This window comes from Tellurirhabdus bombi, from assembly GCF_021484805.1.
GTDB lineage: Bacteria > Bacteroidota > Bacteroidia > Cytophagales > Spirosomataceae > Tellurirhabdus > Tellurirhabdus bombi.
On record NZ_CP090557.1, the window covers coordinates 3,281,439 to 3,304,903 of the forward strand.

The window sequence follows — 23,465 nt, forward strand, 5'->3', positions numbered from 1 at the left end:
GATCGGTTGTACGATTTGCGCCAGCGTATTCTTTGTTTCTTCACGAGACCAATAAGCGGTGATTAAAACCGTTGGTCTGGTTGTGTAGTTATAAGGATATGGAAAAGCTGCTCATCCCCTTCGCCCGGCGCCTGGCGTCACTCTGCATCATTCTCTGTATGGTTGGTGCTAGCGCCTGTAGTCAAAGCAGGTCTCTGACGGAAGCCAACTCGCCTGGTCCGGCTAAAAAGCTTCGCGTGAAAGTTGGCGAAATCAAAGAGATAAAGCTATCGGGGCGGGGTGATAATCAGGCTCAGTTGATTGGTAACTCCGACAATACCGAGGTTGTCGACGTATCCCGGCAACAGTTAACTCCGGCTATTGATACGCTTAAAAAAACAAATCCAGAACCGGTTATTTTCCAAATTAAAGGGGTAACTACGGGTACGGCGAAAGTCATGTTTTATGAAAAAATGGCTGGCGAAACCGGAAATGGCCAATTGCGAAAAACGTACCAGGTTCAGGTTGTAAACAAATAAGTAAGATTATTAATGAATGCAGTAAGCCACTGGACTTACTGCATTTGCTATTTAAAAGAATTGCAATGCTAATCAGTAAAAATCGAATTTTAGTAAGTCTTATAAGTTTAGTTTTCAGTTTTTATTCTTCGCTGGTATGGGCACAGGAAACAACCGTCATGACCGAGGTTGATAGCTTGCCTATTGTCTCCAGACCAGAAATTCCAGTCGATAGTATTATTGCGCGTCTTGAAAAAGGACATACAGCATTGAATGACATTACGAACCGCACAAAGCGTAGTTTTAGTACGTGGCAAATTGATGAGCGGCTTCCTGAAGTGCAATCGTATGTTAGTAGTATACGAACGAATTTGTCGCTTTACAATAAGGTGCATGACATGAAAAATTTACTCATGTTTCAGGTGCTATTGGGCGATATTCAAAGGCAGCTTAAAACTTGGCGGGAACAGCTATCGGGTTATGAAAAAGAACTGTCTGAAATGAATGGTGCCCTAATTTCTATTGCGCGCGATTCAGTGCTTGTTTTACCTACCGATAGCGCCTACAGGGCTTTGTATTTTAACTCTCTGAATGATTTAAGGAAGCAGTGGCTTGACGCTAGCGAATCAACCAATAAGAATTTAACGCGAATAAATAAACTGCAGGCTTCTGTTTCAGATAGCTATTTCGAAGTAGCTGAACAAACTAATGTAGTCAATGAACGCATTCGGGAATTTAATGCACGGATTGCTGGTAAAGAAACTGACTTTATATGGGCGATTCCAAAAGATATTGGTACGGATAATAACTTGGACCACCTGGTTGCTAAATCGTACGAAGGGCAACGGGATATGCTTTTATATTACCTAAACCGAAGCGCTGCCAACTGGTTTTATATGCTGGTTGTCGGTGTGCTTTTCTTTGTCTGGATTGCCAGAAATCGGGCCTTTATTAAAAATCAGGGGGAGAGTGCCATTGTTACCCTCAAGGATTTAAAATTACAATATATTGAACCTGTCCCTTTTTTAGCGACCTTAGTTATCGTCTTTAATTTTGCGCCTTTCTTCGACTTACGTCCACCTGCCGTATATGTAGAATTAACGCAATTTATTTTATTAGTCATACTTACGCTGTTATTTTTCAGGCGCTGGCCTCGGCAACTATTTTATTATTGGTTAGCCATTGTTACACTTTACATTTTGGTTGTTATTACTAGGTCATCGATCATTGATCCGGGACTATTTTTCAGACTTTGGCTACTATGCTTAAATGCTATTTCGATACTATTTGGTTATCTTTTTGTAACTCGAATACGGCAAGCTCTATCTCTGACCGGATTTATAAAACAGGTTTCTTTTATATACATATTATTAAATATTCTAGCGGTTATCTGTAATATTATTGGTCGCATTAGTCTGGCAAAAATATTTAGTACAGCATCTATCTTCGGTTTAACGCAAGCCGTCGGCTTATTTATATTGGTTCAAATTGTAAATGAAGCTTTTCGTTTACAAGTAGCCAGCGGTAAATTATCAAAAGGTGTTGCATCCCGCTTTAATTACACCCGCCTTGAAGTTGGCTTGCATCATGCTCTGAGCTTTATTGCCATAGTAGCCTGGGTAATTATATTTACGAATAACCTGTACATTTACAACGATGTTTATGCTTTAATCGAGCGTGTTTTAACGGCTGAGCGGAAGGTAGGTAGTACCACATTTACCTGGGGAAATATTGTGCTTTTCTTTATTGTGTTGTACTTGTCCGGTGTTTTACGAAAATACATCGGTTACTTCTTTGGCGAGACGGACGACGACCTTGGCGGCACGATTGGAAAGACAGATTCGCGCTTGGTAATTATTCGGCTTTTTATGCTGATCGGGGGCTTTCTGCTAGCCATTGTCGCCTCAGGAATCGGGCTGGATAAGGTTACCGTAATTGTCGGTGCGCTAGGGGTTGGGATCGGGTTAGGTCTTCAGAATATTGTCAATAATCTGGTTTCGGGGATTATTCTAATTTTTGATAAACCGTTTCAAATTGGCGATTACATCGAAATTACCAATAAAAAAGGAAGGGTCAAGAATATCGGTATCCGTTCGAGCCGCTTGCTGACGACCGAAGGCTCTGAAGTGATTATTCCCAATGGCGACCTGCTGTCGGGGCAGGTGATTAACTGGACAATCAACCACAAGGCGAAACGCATTGAACTGACCTTGAAGACAGACGCCGAACAGGATTTGCAGACCCTAAAAACACTCATTAAACAGGAAATCTCGAAGCATCCGAATGCGATTAAGCGAATGCAGCCCGAAATATTTGTCTCAACGATTACCAATGAAACCTTGGAATTGAAAGTCCAGGTATGGACCAACGCGGTGAACAAAGAAGATAACTTCCGCAGCGAAATCCTGCTGAATATTTACCGCAAATTTAAAGAGAAAGGCATCAAAATGGCTTAGTCAAGCAATTTAGTAAGAGCCTTGCAAAAAACGTGTATTTTTACCGCTTCACTGACCCAGGCGGATATATCCATGAAAAAAACAATTCTCTTATTTATCCTGATTAGTAGTGCCTTTCAAGCTTTTTCGCAGGGAACTGGCGCGTCCACAAAAGCAGCCAAAAAGAAAGACATGTCCGGAAATCCGGTTTTTCCCGGTTGGTATGCCGACCCGGAAGGAATCATTTTTGGAAAAAAATACTGGATTTATCCAACCTTTTCGGCGCCGTATAATCAGCAGGTTTTTATGGATGCCTTTTCTTCGTCTGATCTGGTCAACTGGACAAAACACAGCCGCATTATTGATACAACGTCCATCAAATGGGCGAAGCGAGCGATGTGGGCACCAGCCATCATTGAGAAAGGCGGAAAATATTACCTGTTCTTTGGTGCAAATGACATTCAAAGTGACAAAGAATTGGGCGGGATTGGCGTGGCCGTAGCCGACAATCCCGCTGGTCCATTCCGGGATCACTTGGGAAAACCACTGATTGACCGGTTTCACAACGGGGCCCAGCCCATCGACCAGTTTGTTTTTAAAGACAAAGACGGTCAGTACTACATGATTTATGGCGGCTGGCGGCATTGCAACATTGCGAAGCTGAAAGACGATTTTACGGGGTTTGTGCCTTTCGACGATGGGACGACTTTTAAGGAAATTACCCCAAAAAACTACGTTGAAGGGCCTTTTATGTTCATTCGGAACGGTAAATATTACTTCATGTGGTCGGAAGGCGGATGGACTGGGCCAAATTATTCCGTGGCTTACGCCATGGCCGATTCACCGTTTGGTCCATTTGAGCGCGTTGGAAAAATCTTACAGCAAGACCCTAAAGTGGCGACGGGTGCGGGGCATCATTCAGTAATTCAGGTACCGGGCAAAGACCAGTGGTATATTGTTTATCACCGTCGCCCATTAACGGAAACCGACGGCAATCACCGCGAAACCTGTATTGATCAGCTTAATTTTGACGAAAAAGGCTTCATCAAACCCGTTCAGATTACGGTAGAAGGCGTCAAACGCAATCGATTGCGGTAAAAATTGGCCGTCTACGCTCTTTCTCTGGCAACTTAAGTACTTGGCTTGAGCGTAGGCGTCGAACAAGTTATCTGGTCCAACACCGGGGCGCGAATTAATAAGATCTACTAAGTGAAAAATGAACTCGGGTTTTTGTCCACTGGCGTACGTCAGCGGGCGAAAACCCGATTTTTTATGACCTTTTAACGCTGGAAATATCCTTTTCCGCGTCGGACTATCGGTCAAGGTAAACAAGGACTTCTGCTAAATTTTATAACAACTCAGGTATTGATAATCGCAGTTCAGAATACAAGAAGCTGACTTACAGAGTCTCTCATTCTACCTTTGGCAGCTCAGGGAGATAAACGATTGCCGTTTAATCAACCAATCATTTTTCCAGTAGGGGGAAAGGGCCTTTAATCGGTCTTTACTACAAAGAACACAGTAAACAACATCATGAACGCGATTACCCAGTACGTAAAGAATGTAGTTTCTTGCCACAATCCATTTAAAAAGAGCCGTTTAACGCCGTTTTATAGTTTGATACTGCTGTTAAATGCCAATGTGCTTTTCGGTCAGGCCCCAACGCAGACGATCTCAGGGCAGATTACTGAGGCGGGAACAGGGCAGGCGGTGCCGTTCGCTTCCGTCGCCGTAAAAGGAAAACCTATCGGAACGCAGGCTGATGCTGAAGGAAACTACCAACTCATTTTGCGCCAGGCTGCCGACTCGCTGCTGGTGTCGGCGATGGGTTTTCAGACAATCACGGTGCCAGTTAATCCGCAACAGATTACGCAAATTATCCCGATCAAATTAACCCCGGTTGCCGCTCAATTGCAGGAAGTAGTTGTGCGGGCAGGCGAAAATCCGGCTTACGGCATCCTGCGAAAAGTAATTGCCCACCGCTCCCAGAATGACTTTCAGCAACTGGCTGGTTATGAATACCAGGCTTATAGCCAACTAGCCATCAGCATCAGCGAAATGTCCGAAAAGTTTCGGAAACGTAAACCGGTTCAGGCCATTATGAAAGCGTTGCAGGAAAAACAGGCGGGCAAGGAAGCCACAACGGTTCCTATTTTTCTGTCCGAAACGGTGTCGCAGGTATACGCCCGCCATCAACCACAACGCCAGAAAGAACAGATTCTGAAAACCAACATCACCAGTGCCGGTCTGACCGACGATAGTTTTATTGCCATGTTTACCGGAGCCGGATTCAACACGCTTAATTTCTACGGGAAGCAGGTTAGTCTGTTTAAGAAAGAGTTCATTTCCCCACTGGCCGAAGGAGGCCGGGCCGCCTATAAATATTTTCTCGCCGATACGGCCCAGATTGGTCAGCATGTTTGCTACGAAATCGATTTCGACCCTAAAAACAAGCGCGACCTGGTGATGCAGGGCAAAATGTGGATAGATACCCTAAGTTACGCCTTGGTGCAGATCGATGCGCACGTCGGAGCGGAAGCAAACATCAACTTTATTCGGGGTGTCGATATTGAACAGACCTACGAAACGGTCGATGATGCCCCGGGTGCCTGGTTACCAGAAGTTACGCGTCTGACAATTAGCGTTGACGAAGTGGTGAAAAACACGTTTGGTGCGACGGTTGATTACATGACATCCGTGCGCGAGCCGCAGGTTGGGGCGGTAAAGGATCTTGATTTCTTCGATACGGAAGTTGAAATGGCGGAAGATCGGGCGGAAAGTTCGGCGGACTATTGGCAGGCCCAGCGCCAGGCCGTTCCACAGTCGGAAGCCAGCGATGCAACGCGGGCCACCTTGAATGCGGTACGTGATTTGCCGTTGATCAAGGCGTATTCGCGGGCGGCTCAATTTGTGCTCAACGGGGGCAACATTCCGCTGGGCCGGGGAATCGAAGCAGGGTCGGTGTTTTCGCTCTGGGCGTATAATCCGGTAGAAGGCCACCGGCTGCAAGTGGGTTTAAAAACCAGTAATCAGTTTAGCCGAAACTGGCAACTATCTGCCTACGGGGCCTACGGAACCCGGGATCGGATCTGGAAAGCATCGAGTGAAATTGTCTATATCCCATCCCGAAAACCATTGACCATCGTCACGCTAAAAAATACGTATGATCTGGAACAACTCGGCGTTCGGATGGAAGATCTGGCCGAGAATCCCTTTCTTCGGTTCGCCAACCGCTTCGGGCCTTACCCACAAGCCTATTACCAACACGAATCGTTGCTGACGGTGCAACGCGATTTCGGTCCGAATTTTACCCATACCGTAGGGCTTCGCTACCACCGCTTTAACCCGGCTTTTCCTTTTGCCATTCAGTTACCCGCTGCTCAGGATTCCCAACCCTTGCTGATCAACGAATTCTGGGGAACCGAGGCGTTTCTGGAAGCGCGTTATGCTCCAGGGCGCTTACCATCCCGGCGGGTACCAGCGCGCCGCCTGCAACGCCGGGCCACCGAATCCGCCCCGGTTATTACGATGCGCTATACCTACGGAACGAGCAGTTCTTTTCAGGGTCAGGTAATTGGAGATTACCACAAGTTTCAGCTAAAACTGGACCATGCGCTACGTTGGGGGTTACTGGGGCGCACGCAGTATACGCTTCAAGCGAGATATACACCGTCAACGATACCTTATCCACTGCTTCAGGTACACCTCGGCAACCAGACTCCGTTCCACAACCGGAACGCCTATAACCTGATGAATTACGCCGAGTTCGTAAGTGATCGTTACGTTTCGCTGGCACTCGAACACAAATTTGAAGGTTTGCTGACCAATCGACTGCCGATGATCCGGCGCTGGGGCTGGCGAAATTTTGTAACCGGTAAGGTTCTTTGGGGGACATTAAGTGAAGCCAATCGCGGCTTGATTGCCACTCAGAGCAAGGAAGGTTTGCCGCTGCAATCCATAAACTCGCTCAAAAAAGAGCCTTATGTTGAGGTAGGTTATGGGATCGAGAATATTTTCCGCCTGGTTCGGGTCGAAGCCCTGCACCGACTCACGTACCGCCAGAGCCCGGGGGTAACGCCCTTTGCCGTAAAGGTTTCGTTTCAGCTTAGCCTGTAATTTCGCGCCATCCTAACGTGATTTTGTTGATATAGGGTTGAAAACTGCTTACCTAAGCAGTTTTCAACCCTATATTTTTTCTTATTTAAGTAATGTAATATGAATATTTATGTATGTGAATATTATTTTTGCGTTTATAAGCTCAACAAAAAACAGCAATCGTGTCAGGCAGAAACGTTGGTTTTGGGATACTATGTTTTCGACGAATCAACACTAGCCTCCTTATTATAAAATTAAAAAACCGTAACATATTGCTTGTCAAAGCAATAACAATGAACATTAAGCTACTATGCATCAAAGAAACTCTTCCCTGTTTTGCAACCACTTTTTAGGTGGCAACTTACTCTCAGTAAGTCATGGCCTGGTTGCTTACTTTTTGCTAGTTCTGCTGATTGGTTGCAATAATCCTCAAACTAACCCAAAGCCAACTAACTGGCCTGGAACATACGTAGGTACTATTACAACTAAATTTGTTTTGGGTACTCAAACAACGACAGCAACGTCTAAAAGTAAGGTTACCATCCGGGCGGGCGCGAAAAGCGGTGAAGTTTTGTTACTGCTCAGCAGCGAAGAATCGGCACCGATGGAAGATCCCTGGTCGGCCACAACGCAGGAAAACCGCCTGACGCTCCCAATGCAAAATACCGGATTTGATCCCAGCATTCAGGTCGAAGGCAATGCGACGTTGGCCGGCGATGAGCTGACGTTAATCCTGAAAGAAACGTATCTCGATAGTGAGCCTACCTTGATCCAGAATCACACGATTAAAGCCATTCGGCAATAAAGGGGTTCGCTAAAGGAGGCAATAAGTAAGTGGATTTGCTGCAATTTGAGTAGGTTTGCCGATCGTAAACCCTACCTAAATGCAACGGAGAACATTTGTCAAAAATACAGGCTTACTGGCGGCAGCCGTTGGTGCTTCTGGCCCAGCGGTATTGGCCGGTGCCGAACCGAAAGCGAAAAATAAACTGCCTAAATGGAAAGGCTTTAATCTGCTTGATTTCTTTGTACCCAACCCCTCGGCAGGCCGACGAGCCACGCAGGAAGAAGAGCTGAAATGGATACGGGACTGGGGTTTTGATTTTGTGCGTATACCAATGGCGTATCCAGTCTACGTCAAATTTGATCGCAGCCGGAACATTACCCCCGAAGAAATCTACCAAATTGACGAACGGGGCGTGGAGCGAATCGATAAGCTGGTACACATGGCCCACAAAGCTGGCTTGCACGTTAGTTTGAACCTGCACCGCGCGCCGGGATACTGCATCAACGCGGGCTTTCACGAACCGTATAACCTTTGGATGGACCAGGCGGCGCAGGATGCCTTTAACTTTCACTGGGCGATGTGGGCAAAACGGTACAAAAACGTTTCGTCCGACAAAATCAGCTTTGATCTGCTGAATGAACCCAGCATGCGGGCCGACATGAACGACCAGCATTCCAAACATAGTTCGGTGCCGGGCGATGTCTACCGCAAAGTGGCGAAAGCAGCGGCGGAAGCCATCCGGCGGGAAAATCCGAAGCATCTGGTGATTGCTGATGGCAACGATGGCGGTTCCTCAGTCGTGCCCTCGCTGACCGATCTGGACATTGCGCAGAGTTGCCGGGGATACCATCCCGGAATCATTTCGCATTACAAAGCACCTTGGGCCAACAAAGACCCCGAGAATCTACCCATTCCCAAATGGCCGGGACAAGTTGGCGATAAATACCTGAGTCGTGCCATGCTCGAAACGTTCTACCAGCCGTGGATTGAGCTAGTCAATAAAGGCGTTGGCGTGCACTGTGGCGAGTGCGGGTGCTGGAACAAAACCCCACACGATGTTTTTCTGGCCTGGTTTGGCGATGTTTTGGATATTCTGTCGAGCAACGGAATCGGATTTGCCCTCTGGGAGTTTATCGGCGATTTCGGAATTCTAGATTCCAAGCGGGCCGACGTTGCCTATGAAGATTGGCACGGGCATAAACTGGACCGAAAGCTACTAACCTTATTGCAAAAGTATTGATGGAAGAACGGCCCGTGTCTGAAGAAAAACAGGATTATTTGCCACTAAGTCTGGTGTATCAGTCACCGGACTTAGTGGCTATCAATAAGCCGCACGGTTTGCTGGTACACCGGTCGCCCATTGCGAGTGATGCCAGCGAATTTGCGGTGCAGCTCCTGCGCGATCAGTTGGGCCAGCGGGTTTATCCGGTGCATCGTCTGGATCGAAAAACGGGCGGTGTACTTCTTTTTGCGCTGGACGAAGCGATGAACGCGACCATGCAAACCCTGTTCATGGACGGGGGCGTGCAGAAAACGTACCTGGCCATTGTGCGGGGCTATACAGACGATTACCAGGAAATCGATTACCCGCTCCGGCGCGACGATGGGGTGGTGCAGGACGCTTTTACGGTCTTGAAAACGCTGCGGCGTACGGAAGTACCCTTGCCGCTCGGCAAGCACGAAACATCGCGGTATTCGCTCGTTGAACTTACCCCGACAACCGGGCGCATGCACCAGCTTCGGAAGCACATGGCGCATATTTTTCATCCGATTATTGGGGATCGTCCGCACGGGTGTAATAAGCAGAACCGACTTTTTAAAGGCCGTTTTGGGATGGATACGATGCTGCTACATGCCACTCAGATTCAGTTTCAGCACCCCCGTACGGCGGAAAAGATAACCATTACGGCACCTTTACAGCTAGAATTTGAGCGGATGCTGGAAATGCTTTTCGAGGACAAAATGGCCAAATTAGCTTGAAAGAGCGCTCAAATCCGGATTTGAGTAGCTTATAGAGGCCATAAACGCTTGGTTTAGGTTAAAAACAAAAACCATGCAAACCGTTATAAGTTTCCTGCTCCTGTTAGCTACCCTTGCTGCGCCCGTTCAGGTTTGGGCGCAGCAAAAGACTAGTTCGAAAACAACCGCCGAAAAAGTAGAGGAATACCTAACAAAATGCGCCAAGTTACAGCGCTTCAACGGCACAGTGCTAGCCGCGCGGAAAGGAACGATACTACTGAAGAAAGGGTATGGCTGGCGAAATGTCAGTAAAAAAATCCCCAACGATACCAACAGCATCTATCAACTAGGCTCGATTACCAAAACGTTTACGGGTGCCGTTATTCTAAAATTGCAGGAAGAAAACAAGCTGTCGCTGAAAGACAAGCTGCACAAGTTCTTTCCCGATTATCCCAACGGAGACAAGATTACGCTGGAGCAGTTATTTTATCATACCTCCGGGATCTATGATTTCAAGTCAATTTTATACGGTCCGGATAGCGCTAAGGTAACCAGGCCGGTTTCGAAAGCGTGGGTGTTAGCCCAATTTAAGGACAAGCCGCTGAGGGCGGAGCCGGGAACGGCGGTCAACTATACCAATTCCGGTTATTTTCTATTGGGTTTAATTGTTGAGAAAGTAACCGGTAAACCCTTTGAAACGGTCGTGCGGGAGCGATTTCTGAAACCATTGCGGCTGACGAAGACCGGCTTTGATCTGATCAATCTGAAAAATAGCGGAAAAACCACGGGCTATATTTTCTGGAAAGATTCGGTACTAGTAGAAACGCCAGCTGTCGATTCGACGGTTGCCTACGCGGCGGGTGGCATGTACAGCACAGTAGACGATTTATACCGCTGGTCGCGCGTGGTGCAAAACCGGACAATGCTGAAACCAGAAACCTGGGACTCGGCGCTGACACCACCAAACCAGGGAGCCTGGGGCTACGGATGGGGCGTTAGTTATTTTAACGAAGGGAAAAAGCTGATTTTTCAGAACGGAAATATTCCGGGTTTTGCCACTTTTTACATACAGGTCCCCGAAGATGATGTGGTCATTATTCTACTTTGCAATGTAGACGATACGTCGGATCTCACTTCCCTAGAACCCATCGCAACCGATCTTTTGAAAATCATGTATAACATGCCGTATCAACTACCAGTTGAACGTAAAGCAGTAGCCGTTGACGAAAGCGTGCTGCGGCAATATGTAGGCACGTATCGCCTGGACGCAGAACGGACAATAGCAGTGACGCTTGAGGCAAGTAAGCTTTTTTTACAGGTTACGGGCCAGCCCAAGTTTGAAATGTTTGCCGAAAACGAAACGAATTTCTTCCTGAAAGTTATTGATGTACAGCTTACGTTTGACAAAGACGCTGGTGGGAAGGTGTCGCAACTGGTGGTGCATCAAAATGGCGACCATGTTGCCAAACGGCTTTAACGCATATTCAAGAAAAGGATGCGATTATTGTCCAACGGGCAAAAGTTGGTCTGGGTCTTTGTTGCTATCTTTGCACTTTCGATCAAGCAATGAGACCATTCTTTACTGTAGCATTCCTTTCCTTCATTTTATCTCTTTTTTATTTTAATAGTCTTGCTCAAACCCCCACGCAAACCATTCGCGGGGTGGTCTATGATGCCCAGCAATGGCAGCCGCTTTCGGGCGCTTCGGTTTCCCTGCGGGGGGGCACAGTGTCGGGCGTCATCACCGACGAGCAGGGACGCTTTCGCCTAACCAATGTTCCCCTTGGACGGCATCAAGTGAGCGTGTCGTTTATTGGGTATGAGTCAACCGTTATCAACGAAGTCTTGGTGGAGTCTGGTAAGGAGCAGGTGCTGGAAATACGCTTGCAACCCGGAGCTACCCAACTCGGTGAAGCCACCGTCAGCGGTGCCCGAACCGACCGAACCATCAGCGCGGAGCACATCACGGCGGAGCAGGTACTCCGTTTTCCGGCCACGTACCTCGATCCGGCTCGGCTGGCAACGGCCTACGCGGGCGTGGTGAACACCAACGACCAGGCAAATAACATTTCGGTGCGGGGAAATTCACCCAATAGCCTGATCTGGCGGCTGGAAGGCGTGGAAATCGTGAACCCCAATCACCTCAGCAATGCCGGAACGATTGGCGACCGGCCAACGGCTTCGGGCGGCGGCGTGAACATTCTGAGTGCGCAGTTGCTGGGTACGACCCGATTTATGACCGGCGCTTTTTCGCCTGAATACGGCAACACTATCGGCGGAGTTATGGATATGGGATTGCGGCGTGGCAACAACGAAAAACACGAATTTACGGCGCAGGCGGGTCTGATCGGGCTGGATGTAGCCGCTGAAGGGCCTATTTCTAAAGCAAAGGGTTCATCGTATATCGTCAATTACCGGTATTCGTTCACTGGCTTGCTCGGCGCGATGGGCGTGTCGTTCGGCGGCGAAGACATCCGGTTTCAGGATTTATCATTCAATCTGGTTTTTCCGACCCGTAAAGGTGGCCGGTTCACGGTGTTTGGCGTAGGGGGTACGAGCCGCAATGATTTCACGGCAAAAGCCGATTCGGAGCAGGTCGAAGACAAAGACCGGTATTCCATTTATTACAAGTCGCGGATGGGAGTGGGGGGCTTTACCTTTACGCAGCCGTTGGGCCAGCGTGGCCTCTGGAAAACAGCGTTGGTCATTTCGGCCAACCGGAACGACCGCGACCAGATTTTGGCAAGGACCAGTACTGGATTGCCCGCTTATCAATTTGATTACAACGCCAATTCCCGCAGCTCACTCTTAAATTCCTTTTCGTATCGGCTTTCAAACCGGCATCGCTTGCAGGCGGGCGTTTACCTGACTCGCTGGTACGGTGCACAGCTTTATTTGGGCGGTGATAATGCAGCCGTTAAAGACCAGAGCTTTGATGAGGTTCTAGACGAAAATCACATCAATGGCTGGCTAATTGAGCCATACGTGGATTATCAATGGCAGCCCGTCGATCGGTTGACGATCAACGCGGGTTTGCACTACAATCATTTTACGCTGAATTCGGCGAGTCGCTCGCTGGAGCCACGGGCTTCCGTACAGTGGGAGGCGCGTCCGGGGCAGACGTTCTCGCTGGCGTACGGACTCCATAGCCAGACGCAGCAACCTGCTGTTTACCTGAGTTTCCCGGCCAATGGTACGGACAAATTAATCAGTGATCACGTAGGTTTTACCAAAGCACATCACTGGGTGTTGAACTACACACGGCAGTTGAGCGATGCCTCTTATTTCAAAGCCGAAGCATACTGGCAACAGTTGTTTGACGTGCCCGTATTGAGTCTCGGTTCGAATCAGGAAAACTACGCGGTACTGAACCAGATAAATACCGATTACATGATTGGTAATCTGACGAATACAGGCAGTGCCCGCAATCGGGGCGTTGAATTAACGTATCAGAAATATTTGTCGAAGAGCTATTACCTACTCGCTTCCGGGTCTGTCTATAGTTCACAATACTACCGGATGACGACCAAAACGTGGTACAGTACGCGCTTCGATGGGCGGTTTACAACCAACCTGACCGGTGGAAAAGAATGGCAGCGTAAAAGCTCGGACGGGTCAAATAGCCGGATTTGGGGCGTCAATGGCCGGATCTCCTACCTCGGCGGCTTCCGGGATCGGCCTATTGATGCGGCACTGTCGGTACAGCAAGGCTATACCGTCTATAGCAGCCAAGATTACAACGTAAAACTGCCGGACTATTTCCGGACCGACCTGCGGATTTACTGGAAAAAAAGCAAAGCGCGTTACAGCCGGACGCTCTCGCTGGATCTGCAAAACCTGACGAGTGCCAAAAATGCCGCTTATTTTTATTTTGATGCCGTGCAGGGCAAAGTCGTCCGTAAAAACCAGCTGGGCTTATTGCCAATTCTGGCTTATCGCTGGGAATTTTAAACCAAGAGGGGCTTAATAAATAAGTTGCGCCCGGGCAAATACCAATTTGTCCGGGCGTTTCTGCGTGCAAAGCGAACAATACTGGGGTGGTTTTGCCAAAGAAGTGCGTTAACTTACGCGATTATTAGCCAAATTTGCCGTTGAATCTTCCGTTAAACTCAAGCCATTCAATGAAAGAACAATCACGCAGAGCATTTGTGAAAAGTAGCGTTGTGGCCGGACTAGGCGCTAGCCTTCCCGTTAGCGCAGCGAAAACCCTGTTTGTCCACCACGTTTATTTTTACCTGAAAAATCCCAATAGCGCCGACGACAAGGCAAAATTACTAGAAGGATTAAACAAACTGGCCAAAGTACCAACGATCAAATTTGTCCATATTGGAACGCCCGCTACGACTAACCGGGACGTGATTGTGCGGGATTACTCCATTTCCTGGCTGTGTTTTTTCGATAGCCTGGAAGAGGAAGAAGTATACCAGAAACACCCGATCCACCTTAAATTCGTAAAGGATTATTCGTCACTTTGGGAGAAGGTGGCCGTTTATGATTCGGTGGGGCCGAAGCGGTAGGCTCCTGCCTTTGCGTCGGAAATAAAAAGTCAGTCTGAGTAAGCCTTGTCCATGGAAGGCTTACTCAGACTTTTTTGCTTTAACGGGATAAACAACTCAATTTTAGGTACATTTCAGACGCTACTCCTGGCAGTTTAACCATTCAATCAGTCAGTTGAGATAGTATGAGGTGGAAGAGAAAGGGATAAGGCGGTATTTTGTCGGGATCACTTCCCTTCATTAACTGCGATGCATTTCCTACTCACACTTTGGTTTACTTCCCTGCTGGCAGGGCCTACGCCGTTAAAAGACAAACCCCGCACCGTCCAGGCCGATTACGAAAAACTGGTCGCCGCCGAACGAAACTTCGCCCAATCCGCCCTTGATTTGGGTCTACGCGAGGCCTTTGTCGCGAATCTGGATGAAAATTCGGTTGTCTTCCAGAATCAGTTTCTGCCCGGAAAAGCTACCTACCAAAAGCAGCCAGCTTCATCGGGGAAGCTAACCTGGCGTCCAAATTACGCGGAAATCGCTGCATCGGGAACGCTGGGCTATACCACCGGTCCCTTTGAATTTCGGGCCAAATCGTCGGACGAAGCACCGGTTGCCTACGGCCAATATACCAGCGTTTGGCACAAAACACCCAGCGGCGAATGGAAAGCCCTGATTGACTTTGGATGCACCCACGCCAAACCCACCGGGCTAATTTCTGAGCTGAAGTCACCCACGCAATTCGCTGTTAAGTCTCTCGCTGCGCTGGATACATCGGTGATAAATAAAGAGTTGATGCAGACTGAAATGATGTTTGCGCAGATCGCCCGCACCCAAAACCTGCGGGATGCCTATGCCCGGGTCTTACCGGCCAGTGATTCCGTCCGTTTGTTGCGCGAAGGGTCGGTTGTCTATGAAGGAGCCGCTGCCAGAAAGCTGGTCGAAGCCGCAGCCCATCAGGTAGAGTACCAGCCGATTCAGGCCATTACGGCGCCTTCGGGGGATTTTGGGTATACATATGGTTACGCCATGTTCAAACAAAACAGACAGGGTTACCTGCGCATCTGGCGAAAACGGGCCGGAAGCTGGCAACTGGCGCACGAAGTTTTGTCGGTCAAACTCAGTTCGTAACCAACAAATAAGGCATGAAACTTTTATGGATCGTACTGTTGCTGGCCGTTTCATCGCACTTGCTGGCCCAGACTACCAACGCGGTGACCGGCCTGGTACAGGACCAGCAGGGAAAACCGCTGGAACTGGCGACTATTTTGCTACTTAAGGCGGTAGATTCAAGTCTGGTAAAAGGAGCGGTAAGTGATGCACAGGGACGTTATCATTTTGAAGCAGTTGCGCCGGGTTCGTACCGGGTAGCGGTTTCGTCAATCGGTTATCAAAAAGCCTATTCGGCGATTTTCGCAATCGAAACAAACGCTACGGAATCGCATACGCTGCCACCACTGATAGCTAAGGACGAATCGCAGCAATTAGCCCACGTCACGGTAAAAGGACAAAAACCTTTTATTGAGCAGCAGCTGGATAAAACCGTTCTAAACGTCGAAAATAGCCTTGTGGCGAGTGGCGGATCGGCCCTGGAAATTCTGGAAAAAGCCCCTGGCGTGGTCGTGGATGCGCAGGCGGAGCGGATTAGCCTGAAAGGACGGGAAAACGTGCTGGTAATGCTGGACGGGAAACCTACCTACCTGAGTCCAACGGAAGTGCTGGATTTGTTACGCAATACTCCCAGTAATAACGTCGAAACAATTGAGCTCATCAGCAATCCTTCATTGCGGTACGATGCGGCGGGAACGGCGGGGATTATCAATATTAGGCTCAAACGCAACAAATCACCCCAGCCGCTCAACGGCAACGTGACCGCCGGACTGGGCTACGGTCGTTTTCCGAAATACAACGCCGGATTGACTTTGAATGCCCGCCCAGGGCGGTGGAGTTTGTTCGGTAATTACACCCTCGACCAGCGCGACTACTGGCTGGTGGCCAACATCGACCGCCGTTTGGACCAGGCCGTTCCACCCACGTTGATCCGGCAGGATAGCTACCGCCCGGCGCAGAACCAGAGCCACAACGTTCGGTTTGGAGCTGATTATACACTCGGGAAACGAAGCACGGTAGGCGTGTTGCTCAATGGCCTGTATGGGCGAGGCAAATCACAGGGCGGTACGGAAACGAAAATTTACGCGGCCAATCAACTAACGGCTTCGGAGCCAACCACCAACGACAACCACCGAACCACGGATCGGCTGGCGGCAAACCTGACATTCCGGCACCAGTTTGATTCAACCCGCCGGGGTGGCGAAGGGCAGGAATTGCTCGTTGACATGGATTATTCGGATGCGTCATTTATACCCAATGATCAATTCATGACGCGTTATTTTGATGCTCAGGGAAGAGAAGCGGAGCTGCGTTATTTTCAACAACTCAACAGTACCGCCAAGTCAATTATTCGGGCGGCCAAGGCCGATTACATCTACCCATTTGATAAACGAACGACGTTTGAGGTCGGCTGGAAAAGCAGTTTTGTTTCCCTGAGTAATGATTTGCGGGTAAATACTGGCCGTGCCGGATCAGAGCAAGCCATTCCCTGGCGGGTGGATAGCAGCCGAAGCAACCAGTTTGCGTATCAGGAAAATATCCACGCCGCTTACTTAACGGGGCGCCGTATGTGGGGACCGTGGACGTTGCAGCTAGGCGTTCGGGCGGAAATGACGCAAACCGAGGCCTATTCAGTGACGGCCAACACCAGGGTAGAGCGTTCCTACCTGAATGTCTTTCCAAGTATTTTTCTGACGCGAACTCTGGGGGAGAAGCATAAATTCCAGTACTCGTTTAGCCAGCGCATTGATCGACCCATCTATAATGCGCTGAATCCCTTTATTCGGGTTATCAATCCGTATGCCTACCAGCAGGGAAATCCGTACCTCAAGCCGCAGTACACCGATGCTTTTCAGGTAGGGTACAGCTACAAGGAAGAAACGACGATCAGTTTTGGGTATAACCGCACCAGAGACGTTATTGCTGACATCAATGTGCAGGATGATGCAACGGGCGTAACCCAAATTACGTATGCGAATCTTGCGCAGCTAACCAACATGAGCTTAAATCTGAGCGCACCTTTCCGGTTCAATCGTTGGTGGAGTTCCCGCCAGGCGGCTAGTATTTTCCATAACCGCTACCAGGCTGAAATAGGCGGCACGGCTTTCGAACTAGGCCAGCTATCAACAACGCTATCGAGTACGCATTCGTTTGTGTTACCCTATGGCCTAACTGCCGAAGCGGTGGCTTCGTATAATTCGCCTTATGTTTTCAGCCAGAACCGAATCCGGGCTTTTGGGCAGTTGAGCATTGGGCTACAGAAAAATCTTTGGAAAAAGCGAGCCGTCCTGCGTTTCAACTGGAGCGATTTATTGCAGACCCAACGCTTTTGGGGAACGCTGCGGTTCCAGAACATGGACTTTCGCTACGCGACGTACGGGGAAACCCGCATCGCCCGCCTGACTTTTACGTATAATTTTGGAAACCGGGAGCTGAAGACCAACAACAGCAACCGCCGGACAGTTTCCGACGACGAGCAACGCCGAATGGGTCAGTAGCGCGTAAGTATTTAGGTCGATTAGTCAACAAGCCCGGGAAACTAGGGTTATTAAGAGGAATCGTTCAATCTTATCACAATGACTGCCATTCAACACACATCGACCTTTAAGTTAGGAGGTCAGCTTTCCATCCGCCGGATGGGTTACGGAGCTATGCAATTAACGGGCTCTGGCGTATTTGGCGAAGTAAATGACCGCGAAAATGCGAAGAAAGTGCTACAAGCTGCCGTGGCTGCTGGCGTTAATTTTATCGATACGGCCGAAGCGTACGGCCCACAGTTCAACGAATCGCTGATTGCGGATGCGCTCTATCCGTATGCCGAAGGGGTGGTTATTGCGACCAAAGGCGGCTTTGACCGGCCAGGACCTAACAAATGGGTGCCTAAGGGGGATGCTGAATTTATCCGCCAGAACATCGAAGGAAGTCTGCAACGCTTGAAAGTAGACACCATCGACCTGTGGCAACTCCACCGCTTCGATCCGAATACGCCGATTGAAAAAACACTGGAGCCGGTTGTTGCGGCGGTCGAGGCGGGTAAAATCCGGTACGTGGGATTATCCGAGGTGAGCATTGAGCAGATCGAAGAAGCCGAAAAAATAGTGCCGATTGTGTCCGTGCAGAACCTGTATAACCTGGGGAATCGGCAATGGGAGGAACTCGTGGACTACACGGCCCAGCGGGAAATGGCGTTTATTCCCTGGTATCCGCTGGCTTCGGGCCCCGACAAGCTGAAGGAAAAAATTAGCCACATTGCCGAAAAGTACGAAGCGACAACGGCGCAGATCGCGCTGGCCTGGTTACTAAAACGCTCCGAGAATATCTTATTAATTCCCGGAACCAGTTCGATAGGACATTTGGAAGAAAATCTGAAAGCTTCCGAAATTGAGCTAACCGAAGAAGAGTTTGAGGAACTGTCGAAATAAGGCAATAGCGAAAAAGGCGGCTCAGGTCGCCTTTTTCGCTAAAGTCAAACGGGTTATTTTTTGGAAACTGCGGCGATTGGTTTTTTAGTGGTCGTTGGCTTTTTCGTCGGCGTCTTCTTTTTCGCCGGGGCGGTTGTTGCCGGACCTTTTTGGGTCATTGTAACCGGGTCCCAATGCACCACCTTGTTTTCGAAATAACTTTCGTTGCAGGCGAGTACCGGCGCAGCGGCGCGGAAGCCAAACACCGGATCTTCAATGGTTCCCTGGCTGCCATTTCGGACGTTGGTGAAGAAGTCGCCGAAGTGTTTGGCGTGCGCATCATCGTCCTTCGGAGCTTCAAAGCGCACTTCTTTGACGGGTTCTGCCGTGCGGGTTTCAGGCGGATATTTAGCGTCATATTGCCGGACAAACTCCTGCTGTACGGGCTCTGTAAAGGTAAAGAAGCTGTCGTAATTGCCGTAACCAGGCGCAATCGGTAATTTTTTCTTGGTCAGGATCAGGTTATTCTCCGAAAACTCCACGGTTCCTTCATTCCCGATAATCCGGGTGACATTGCTGATTTTTCCTGCATTGGCAAAGTTCACCCGCAGCACCATCTGGAACGCTTCGTGCTGGTCGGTTTTTGGGTAATCCATGATGCTGGTCATGATATCCGGAACATCGCGGTGCTCTTTCCAATAGGCCAGGTTGCCTGACGAATAAATTCGGGTGGGTCCCAGCGTGTTAGTGACGAAGTGAACGCCCGTAATCAGGTGAACAAACAAGTCACCAGCTACGCCCGTGCCATAATCCTTGAAGTTCCGCCAGCGGAAAAAACGGATGGGATCGAAAGGCCGCTTGGGTGCATCGCCCAGGAAACGGTCCCAATCAACGGTTTGGGGGGTAGCATCGGGTGGGACGGAGTAGTTCCAGGCACCAATGGCGTTGAATCGATCACTGTTGGACTCGATATAATTAATCTGCCCAATATCACCGGCCTGTACCAGTCGCTTGGCCTCCTGAAAGGCTGCGCTACTGATCCGCTGGCTACCCACCTGCATGGTTTTACCCGACTTTTTCCAGGCATCAATCACCGCTTTTCCTTCGTTCAGGTGCTGCACCATTGGCTTTTCGCAGTAAACGTGCTTACCGGCTTTTAGGGCCGCAATGGTGATGTGATCGTGCCAGTGGTCGGGCGTGACAACCAGCACGGCGTCAACGTCTGGGCGGGCCAGAATCTCGCGAAAATCGCGGGTGACGAATAGTCCCGGATTATTAAAAGCTATTTTAGCCCGCTCAAGTCGCCCGGCGTATAAATCAGCGACCGCCACCAGTTCAACATCCGGATTGCGGAGGGCGGCCTGCGTATCGTAGTTTCCCTGGATACCCATGCCAATGGTAGCAATCCGAATTTTGTCGTTTGGACTAATTTTTTTTAGATCACGAATAATGGAAAAAGGCTGGGGAACAAAAGGTTTAGCCATGCTCTGGCCTGTCACCAAGGCGGCTGCCGACGACAGCGTTTTAATAAATGTGCGGCGGGAAGAAGACATAAAGTTAATGGGATTAGGTATGCAGTCTATAAAAGCAACTCAAGATAAGATTTTACGCTAAAATTTCGCGATTAAAAACACAAATGGCTTTTCCCGGCTTGTTTGGTAAACGAGAATGGAGTTATTGATCGATTACGTCCTATGCAAAACAAAATTGTTCTGGTGACCGGCGCCAACTCAGGAATGGGCATGGCAACCTCCGTGGAATTGGCCCGGAAAGGGGCTGAGGTTGTGATGTTGTGCCGAAACGAAGAACGGGGGCAGGAGGCGCTGCGAACGGCCAGAACGCAAAGCGGCTCGGATCGGATAGCATTGATGCAGTGCGATTTAGCGTCATTGGCCAGCATTCGGGCGGTTGCCGAAAAAATCAATGCGCGCTATCCCGTTGTGGATGTGCTGATTAACAATGCGGGCGTTGTCAATTTGAAGCGGCAAACTACCGCTGATGGCTTCGAAATGATGTTGGGCGTGAATCATCTGGGGCATTTTCTGCTGACCAATCTGCTGCTGGAGGCGTTGCAAAAGGGGAGCCAGGGCCGAATCGTGAATGTCTCGTCGGATGCCCACAAGGTTGGAAAAATTCACTTTGAGGATCCGCATCTTTCCCACTCGTTCAACGTCGTTAAAGGCTATGCACAATCCAAGCTGGCCAATATTTTGTTCACGCGGGAGCTGGCTAAACGGGTAGCAGGTAGTCGGGTAACCGTTAACAGCGTGCATCCCGGAGCCGTAACGACCAATTTGGGAATTAGCCGGGAAACGGGGTTTGGCAAATGGGTTTATTCTCTGTTGAAGCCTTTCTTTCTAACACCCGCCGAAGGCGCTAAAACCGCTGTTTATCTGGCCAGTAGCCCGGAAGTAGGCCAGTTCAGCGGTCGATACTTTTACAAAATGAAAATTGCTACCCCCTCGAAAAAAGCGCAGGACGATGGCTTAGCCCGTAGGTTGTGGGAGTGGAGCGAAAAAGAAGTAGGACTTTAACGAAAATACGCATTATCCAGGCGTTGTGAGCGTGCCCAAATAATGCGTAAAGCCCACTTTTACTACAAAATATCCAGCTTGACCCCCGACGCCATCAGGCCCAATAGAAGCAAGCCGAGCGCAATTCGATAATAGCCAAACACCTTGAAACCGTATTTTGTCAGAAAGTTGACAAAGCCACGAATGGCCAGAAGACCCACAACAAATGCGACGGCATTTCCAATCAGTAAAATCTGAATATCGTCCGGTTGAAGCAGTTTGTACGATTTCAGGAGCTTGTACCCCGTTGCGGCAGCCATCGTCGGAACGGCCAGAAAGAACGAGAACTCCGCTGCTTGGGTCCGCGAAAGGCCCTGAAACATCCCACCAATGATGGTTGCTGCCGAACGCGAAACGCCCGGAATCATCGCAATACACTGAAAAAAACCAATTTTTAGCGCTTCCGGGGCCGTAACATCGTAGTCGCGGGGGAGCGTCTTGATGAGCCGGTCGATGTAAACCAGAATAATTCCACCGAGAAGCAGCGAGATGGCCACCACCACGATGTTTTCCAGCATCGCATCGATCAGGTCATTCAGCAGAAAGCCAATGACGGCGGCGGGAAGAAACGCAATCAGGATTTTAACGTAAAAATCGAGCAAGCCCATGCGGGCTTTCGTCAGCCGTTGCAACGAAGCGGGCAGAACCGGATACCAGAAGGGAATGGTATTCTCGGCTTTGCGGGCCTCCACCAGAAAGCGACGGTGGTATAAAACCAGCACGGAAAGAATACAGCCAAACTGGATGTTGACCGTAAACAGCTTCGTAAATTCGTTGCTGCTAATGCCCGCCAGCGATGAGTAAATAATCATGTGGCCAGTCGAAGAAACCGGCAAAAATTCGGTTAGCCCTTCGATGATGGCTAACATAATCGCGTGAAAAAGACTCATTAATTAAGAAGGAGTGTTCTGGCTGGGATTGCGCAGAATGGCAAAGAATTCAAGAATAAAACCACTCATCACCACCAGCGGACCGACGGTTAGACCCAGTGTACCGAAACCAAATTCTTCGCTGTCCAGGCTCATGATGAAAAAGCCCAGCAGAATAACGACTACCCCGATAATCATCAGCGTGTAGTTGGATTTACCAAAAGGAAGTTTATTCATTCTTTTATAATTAACAAATTCAATATAATTCATCCAGCGACAGGCGCAGGTAACGATGCACCGCCTGGAATGTACTGACCAGACCAATGATCATACCCAACACCAGCAAGCCAGCCATGAGCATACCCAGCTTATCGAACTCCTGCAACATAGCCCAACCTTCGATATTCTGGTTAGCCAGTTGCTGCAAGAGGGCAATCAGAACCACCGCAATAACGCCCGCAATGAAGCCCTGCACAATGCCGCGCCACAGAAAAGGCTTTTGAATAAACGCATTCGTCGCACCGACCAGCTGCATACTCCGAATCAGCAACCGCTGCGAATAAAGCGCCAGCCGGATGGTGTTGTTCATGAGCACAACAATAATGAACAGCAAAATAACGGCAAAGCACGAAAGCACGATGTATACTTTTGTCAAATTCCGGTTGATCTCGTCGACGATGTTTTCCTGGTAAATTACCTCAAAAACGCCGTCTACTTCTTCCAGATCGTCTTTTACACCCTGTAATTTAGCTTCTTCAAAGTAGTCTTCCCGCAGTTTAATCCGGTAGCTATCGCGGAGCGGATTCTCAGACAAAAAGTCGTTGAAGTTTTCTTTGGTTTCGGCAATAAATTCTTTGGCGGCTTCATCTTTGCTAACAAACGTAATGGCCGGAGCCGAGCCATTGTAAAGCACGTAAGGCTTTTGGTTCAACTTGCCCTGTAAAGTCTGTAACTTGCTTTCGTTGAGGTCTTTATCTAAGAAAACCCGCACTTCGTTATTTTCTTTAATATACTGCACCAGCCTTTTCGACTGAAGCGCCAGCAGGCCGCAAAAACCAATCAAAAACAAAGCCGAGGTTAGGCTGAAAAGAATCATCCCACTCGGATACGAACCCACTTTCTTCTTTGATGCCATCCTGAACAGTACCGCTAATGTGCCAATATAGGTGATAATTAAGCTATTTCGCTGCCAAACCTGCCTACATCAGGTGCAAAAATAGGCATTTTGACCAAACCGTACCGTTAATACCGA

At 49.0% G+C, this 23,465-nt stretch carries 18 protein-coding genes; 14 read left to right on the forward strand and 4 right to left on the reverse strand.

The window, feature by feature from the left end:
* The first annotated feature begins 98 nt into the window (after positions 1–98).
* From L0Y31_RS13965 to L0Y31_RS14025, 13 genes are all read left to right on the forward strand, one after another.
* Entirely contained in the window at positions 99–518 is a 420-nt protein-coding gene (locus tag L0Y31_RS13965; RefSeq protein WP_234733691.1) for a hypothetical protein, read from the forward strand.
* Between the two features lie 158 nt (positions 519–676).
* Positions 677–2,953, forward strand: coding sequence for a mechanosensitive ion channel family protein (locus L0Y31_RS13970; RefSeq protein ID WP_234733692.1), 2,277 nt, complete (start codon positions 677–679; stop codon positions 2,951–2,953).
* A 171-nt stretch (positions 2,954–3,124) separates the two neighbouring features.
* Positions 3,125–4,030, forward strand: coding sequence for a glycoside hydrolase family 43 protein (locus L0Y31_RS13975; protein ID WP_234737175.1), 906 nt, complete (start codon positions 3,125–3,127; stop codon positions 4,028–4,030).
* Between the two features lie 435 nt (positions 4,031–4,465).
* Positions 4,466–7,048, forward strand: coding sequence for a DUF5686 and carboxypeptidase-like regulatory domain-containing protein (locus L0Y31_RS13980; protein WP_234733693.1), 2,583 nt, complete (start codon positions 4,466–4,468; stop codon positions 7,046–7,048).
* A 475-nt stretch (positions 7,049–7,523) separates the two neighbouring features.
* A complete protein-coding gene (locus L0Y31_RS13985; RefSeq protein ID WP_234733694.1) occupies positions 7,524–7,832 on the forward strand; it encodes a hypothetical protein in 309 nt (102 codons plus the stop codon).
* A 79-nt stretch (positions 7,833–7,911) separates the two neighbouring features.
* Entirely contained in the window at positions 7,912–9,054 is a 1,143-nt protein-coding gene (locus tag L0Y31_RS13990; RefSeq protein WP_234733695.1) for a glycoside hydrolase family 5 protein, read from the forward strand.
* Positions 9,054–9,794: a pseudouridine synthase gene (locus L0Y31_RS13995; RefSeq protein WP_234733696.1), complete on the forward strand. Its 741-nt coding sequence runs from the start codon at positions 9,054–9,056 to the stop codon at positions 9,792–9,794. The genes L0Y31_RS13990 and L0Y31_RS13995 overlap by 1 nt, the downstream gene beginning before the upstream one ends.
* A gap of 73 nt (positions 9,795–9,867) precedes the next feature.
* Positions 9,868–11,250 carry a serine hydrolase gene (locus L0Y31_RS14000; RefSeq protein ID WP_234733697.1) on the forward strand — a complete coding sequence of 461 codons (1,383 nt, stop codon included), beginning with the start codon at positions 9,868–9,870 and terminating at the stop codon, positions 11,248–11,250.
* Positions 11,251–11,339: 89 nt separating this feature from the next.
* Positions 11,340–13,724: a TonB-dependent receptor gene (locus L0Y31_RS14005; RefSeq protein WP_234733698.1), complete on the forward strand. Its 2,385-nt coding sequence runs from the start codon at positions 11,340–11,342 to the stop codon at positions 13,722–13,724.
* Between the two features lie 170 nt (positions 13,725–13,894).
* Positions 13,895–14,290, forward strand: coding sequence for a Dabb family protein (locus tag L0Y31_RS14010; protein WP_234733699.1), 396 nt, complete (start codon positions 13,895–13,897; stop codon positions 14,288–14,290).
* A gap of 228 nt (positions 14,291–14,518) precedes the next feature.
* Entirely contained in the window at positions 14,519–15,391 is an 873-nt protein-coding gene (locus L0Y31_RS14015; protein WP_234733700.1) for a hypothetical protein, read from the forward strand.
* A gap of 14 nt (positions 15,392–15,405) precedes the next feature.
* Positions 15,406–17,868 (forward strand): outer membrane beta-barrel protein, encoded by a 2,463-nt coding sequence (locus L0Y31_RS14020; protein WP_234733701.1) that lies wholly within the window; start codon positions 15,406–15,408, stop codon positions 17,866–17,868.
* A gap of 78 nt (positions 17,869–17,946) precedes the next feature.
* Positions 17,947–18,792 carry an aldo/keto reductase gene (locus L0Y31_RS14025; protein ID WP_234733702.1) on the forward strand — a complete coding sequence of 282 codons (846 nt, stop codon included), beginning with the start codon at positions 17,947–17,949 and terminating at the stop codon, positions 18,790–18,792.
* 53 nt (positions 18,793–18,845) lie between these two features.
* Here the strand turns inward: L0Y31_RS14025 and L0Y31_RS14030 are convergent, their stop codons facing one another.
* On the reverse strand, positions 18,846–20,324 hold the full coding sequence (locus L0Y31_RS14030) for a Gfo/Idh/MocA family protein (RefSeq protein ID WP_234733703.1): 1,479 nt from the start codon (positions 20,322–20,324) through the stop codon (positions 18,846–18,848).
* Between the two features lie 141 nt (positions 20,325–20,465).
* On the opposite strand from L0Y31_RS14030, the gene L0Y31_RS14035 reads away from it, so the two are divergent.
* Complete coding sequence (locus L0Y31_RS14035; protein ID WP_234733704.1) at positions 20,466–21,305, forward strand: SDR family oxidoreductase; 840 nt, start codon at positions 20,466–20,468, stop codon at positions 21,303–21,305.
* Positions 21,306–21,367: 62 nt separating this feature from the next.
* On the opposite strand, the gene L0Y31_RS14040 is transcribed toward L0Y31_RS14035, so the two are convergent.
* From L0Y31_RS14040 to L0Y31_RS14050, 3 genes are read right to left on the reverse strand one after another with little or no spacing between them, the layout of a single operon-like run.
* Positions 21,368–22,234 carry an undecaprenyl-diphosphate phosphatase gene (locus L0Y31_RS14040; protein WP_234733705.1) on the reverse strand — a complete coding sequence of 289 codons (867 nt, stop codon included), beginning with the start codon at positions 22,232–22,234 and terminating at the stop codon, positions 21,368–21,370.
* 3 nt (positions 22,235–22,237) lie between these two features.
* The gene (locus tag L0Y31_RS14045; protein WP_234733706.1) at positions 22,238–22,450 is read right to left on the reverse strand and encodes a DUF3098 domain-containing protein; all 213 of its coding nucleotides are present in this window, start codon (positions 22,448–22,450) and stop codon (positions 22,238–22,240) included.
* Between the two features lie 19 nt (positions 22,451–22,469).
* Positions 22,470–23,348, reverse strand: a complete 879-nt coding sequence (locus L0Y31_RS14050) for a cell division protein FtsX (protein ID WP_234733707.1) — start codon at positions 23,346–23,348, stop codon at positions 22,470–22,472.
* Between the last annotated feature and the right edge of the window lie 117 nt (positions 23,349–23,465).

What these genes read in the sequence shown, in the direction of transcription:
- L0Y31_RS13965 (WP_234733691.1), top strand. Translation starts at nt 99, where the DNA reads ATGGAAAAGCTGCTCATCCCCTTCGCCCGGCGCCTGGCGTCACTCTGC.
- L0Y31_RS13970 (WP_234733692.1), top strand. Translation starts at nt 677, where the DNA reads ATGACCGAGGTTGATAGCTTGCCTATTGTCTCCAGACCAGAAATTCCA.
- L0Y31_RS13975 (WP_234737175.1), top strand. Translation starts at nt 3,125, where the DNA reads ATGTCCGGAAATCCGGTTTTTCCCGGTTGGTATGCCGACCCGGAAGGA.
- L0Y31_RS13980 (WP_234733693.1), top strand. Translation starts at nt 4,466, where the DNA reads ATGAACGCGATTACCCAGTACGTAAAGAATGTAGTTTCTTGCCACAAT.
- L0Y31_RS13990 (WP_234733695.1), top strand. Translation starts at nt 7,912, where the DNA reads ATGCAACGGAGAACATTTGTCAAAAATACAGGCTTACTGGCGGCAGCC.
- L0Y31_RS13995 (WP_234733696.1), top strand. Translation starts at nt 9,054, where the DNA reads ATGGAAGAACGGCCCGTGTCTGAAGAAAAACAGGATTATTTGCCACTA.
- L0Y31_RS14000 (WP_234733697.1), top strand. Translation starts at nt 9,868, where the DNA reads ATGCAAACCGTTATAAGTTTCCTGCTCCTGTTAGCTACCCTTGCTGCG.
- L0Y31_RS14005 (WP_234733698.1), top strand. Translation starts at nt 11,340, where the DNA reads ATGAGACCATTCTTTACTGTAGCATTCCTTTCCTTCATTTTATCTCTT.
- L0Y31_RS14010 (WP_234733699.1), top strand. Translation starts at nt 13,895, where the DNA reads ATGAAAGAACAATCACGCAGAGCATTTGTGAAAAGTAGCGTTGTGGCC.
- L0Y31_RS14015 (WP_234733700.1), top strand. Translation starts at nt 14,519, where the DNA reads ATGCATTTCCTACTCACACTTTGGTTTACTTCCCTGCTGGCAGGGCCT.
- L0Y31_RS14020 (WP_234733701.1), top strand. Translation starts at nt 15,406, where the DNA reads ATGAAACTTTTATGGATCGTACTGTTGCTGGCCGTTTCATCGCACTTG.
- L0Y31_RS14025 (WP_234733702.1), top strand. Translation starts at nt 17,947, where the DNA reads ATGACTGCCATTCAACACACATCGACCTTTAAGTTAGGAGGTCAGCTT.
- L0Y31_RS14030 (WP_234733703.1), bottom strand. Translation starts at nt 20,324, where the DNA reads ATGTCTTCTTCCCGCCGCACATTTATTAAAACGCTGTCGTCGGCAGCC.
- L0Y31_RS14035 (WP_234733704.1), top strand. Translation starts at nt 20,466, where the DNA reads ATGCAAAACAAAATTGTTCTGGTGACCGGCGCCAACTCAGGAATGGGC.
- L0Y31_RS14040 (WP_234733705.1), bottom strand. Translation starts at nt 22,234, where the DNA reads ATGAGTCTTTTTCACGCGATTATGTTAGCCATCATCGAAGGGCTAACC.
- L0Y31_RS14045 (WP_234733706.1), bottom strand. Translation starts at nt 22,450, where the DNA reads ATGAATAAACTTCCTTTTGGTAAATCCAACTACACGCTGATGATTATC.
- L0Y31_RS14050 (WP_234733707.1), bottom strand. Translation starts at nt 23,348, where the DNA reads ATGGCATCAAAGAAGAAAGTGGGTTCGTATCCGAGTGGGATGATTCTT.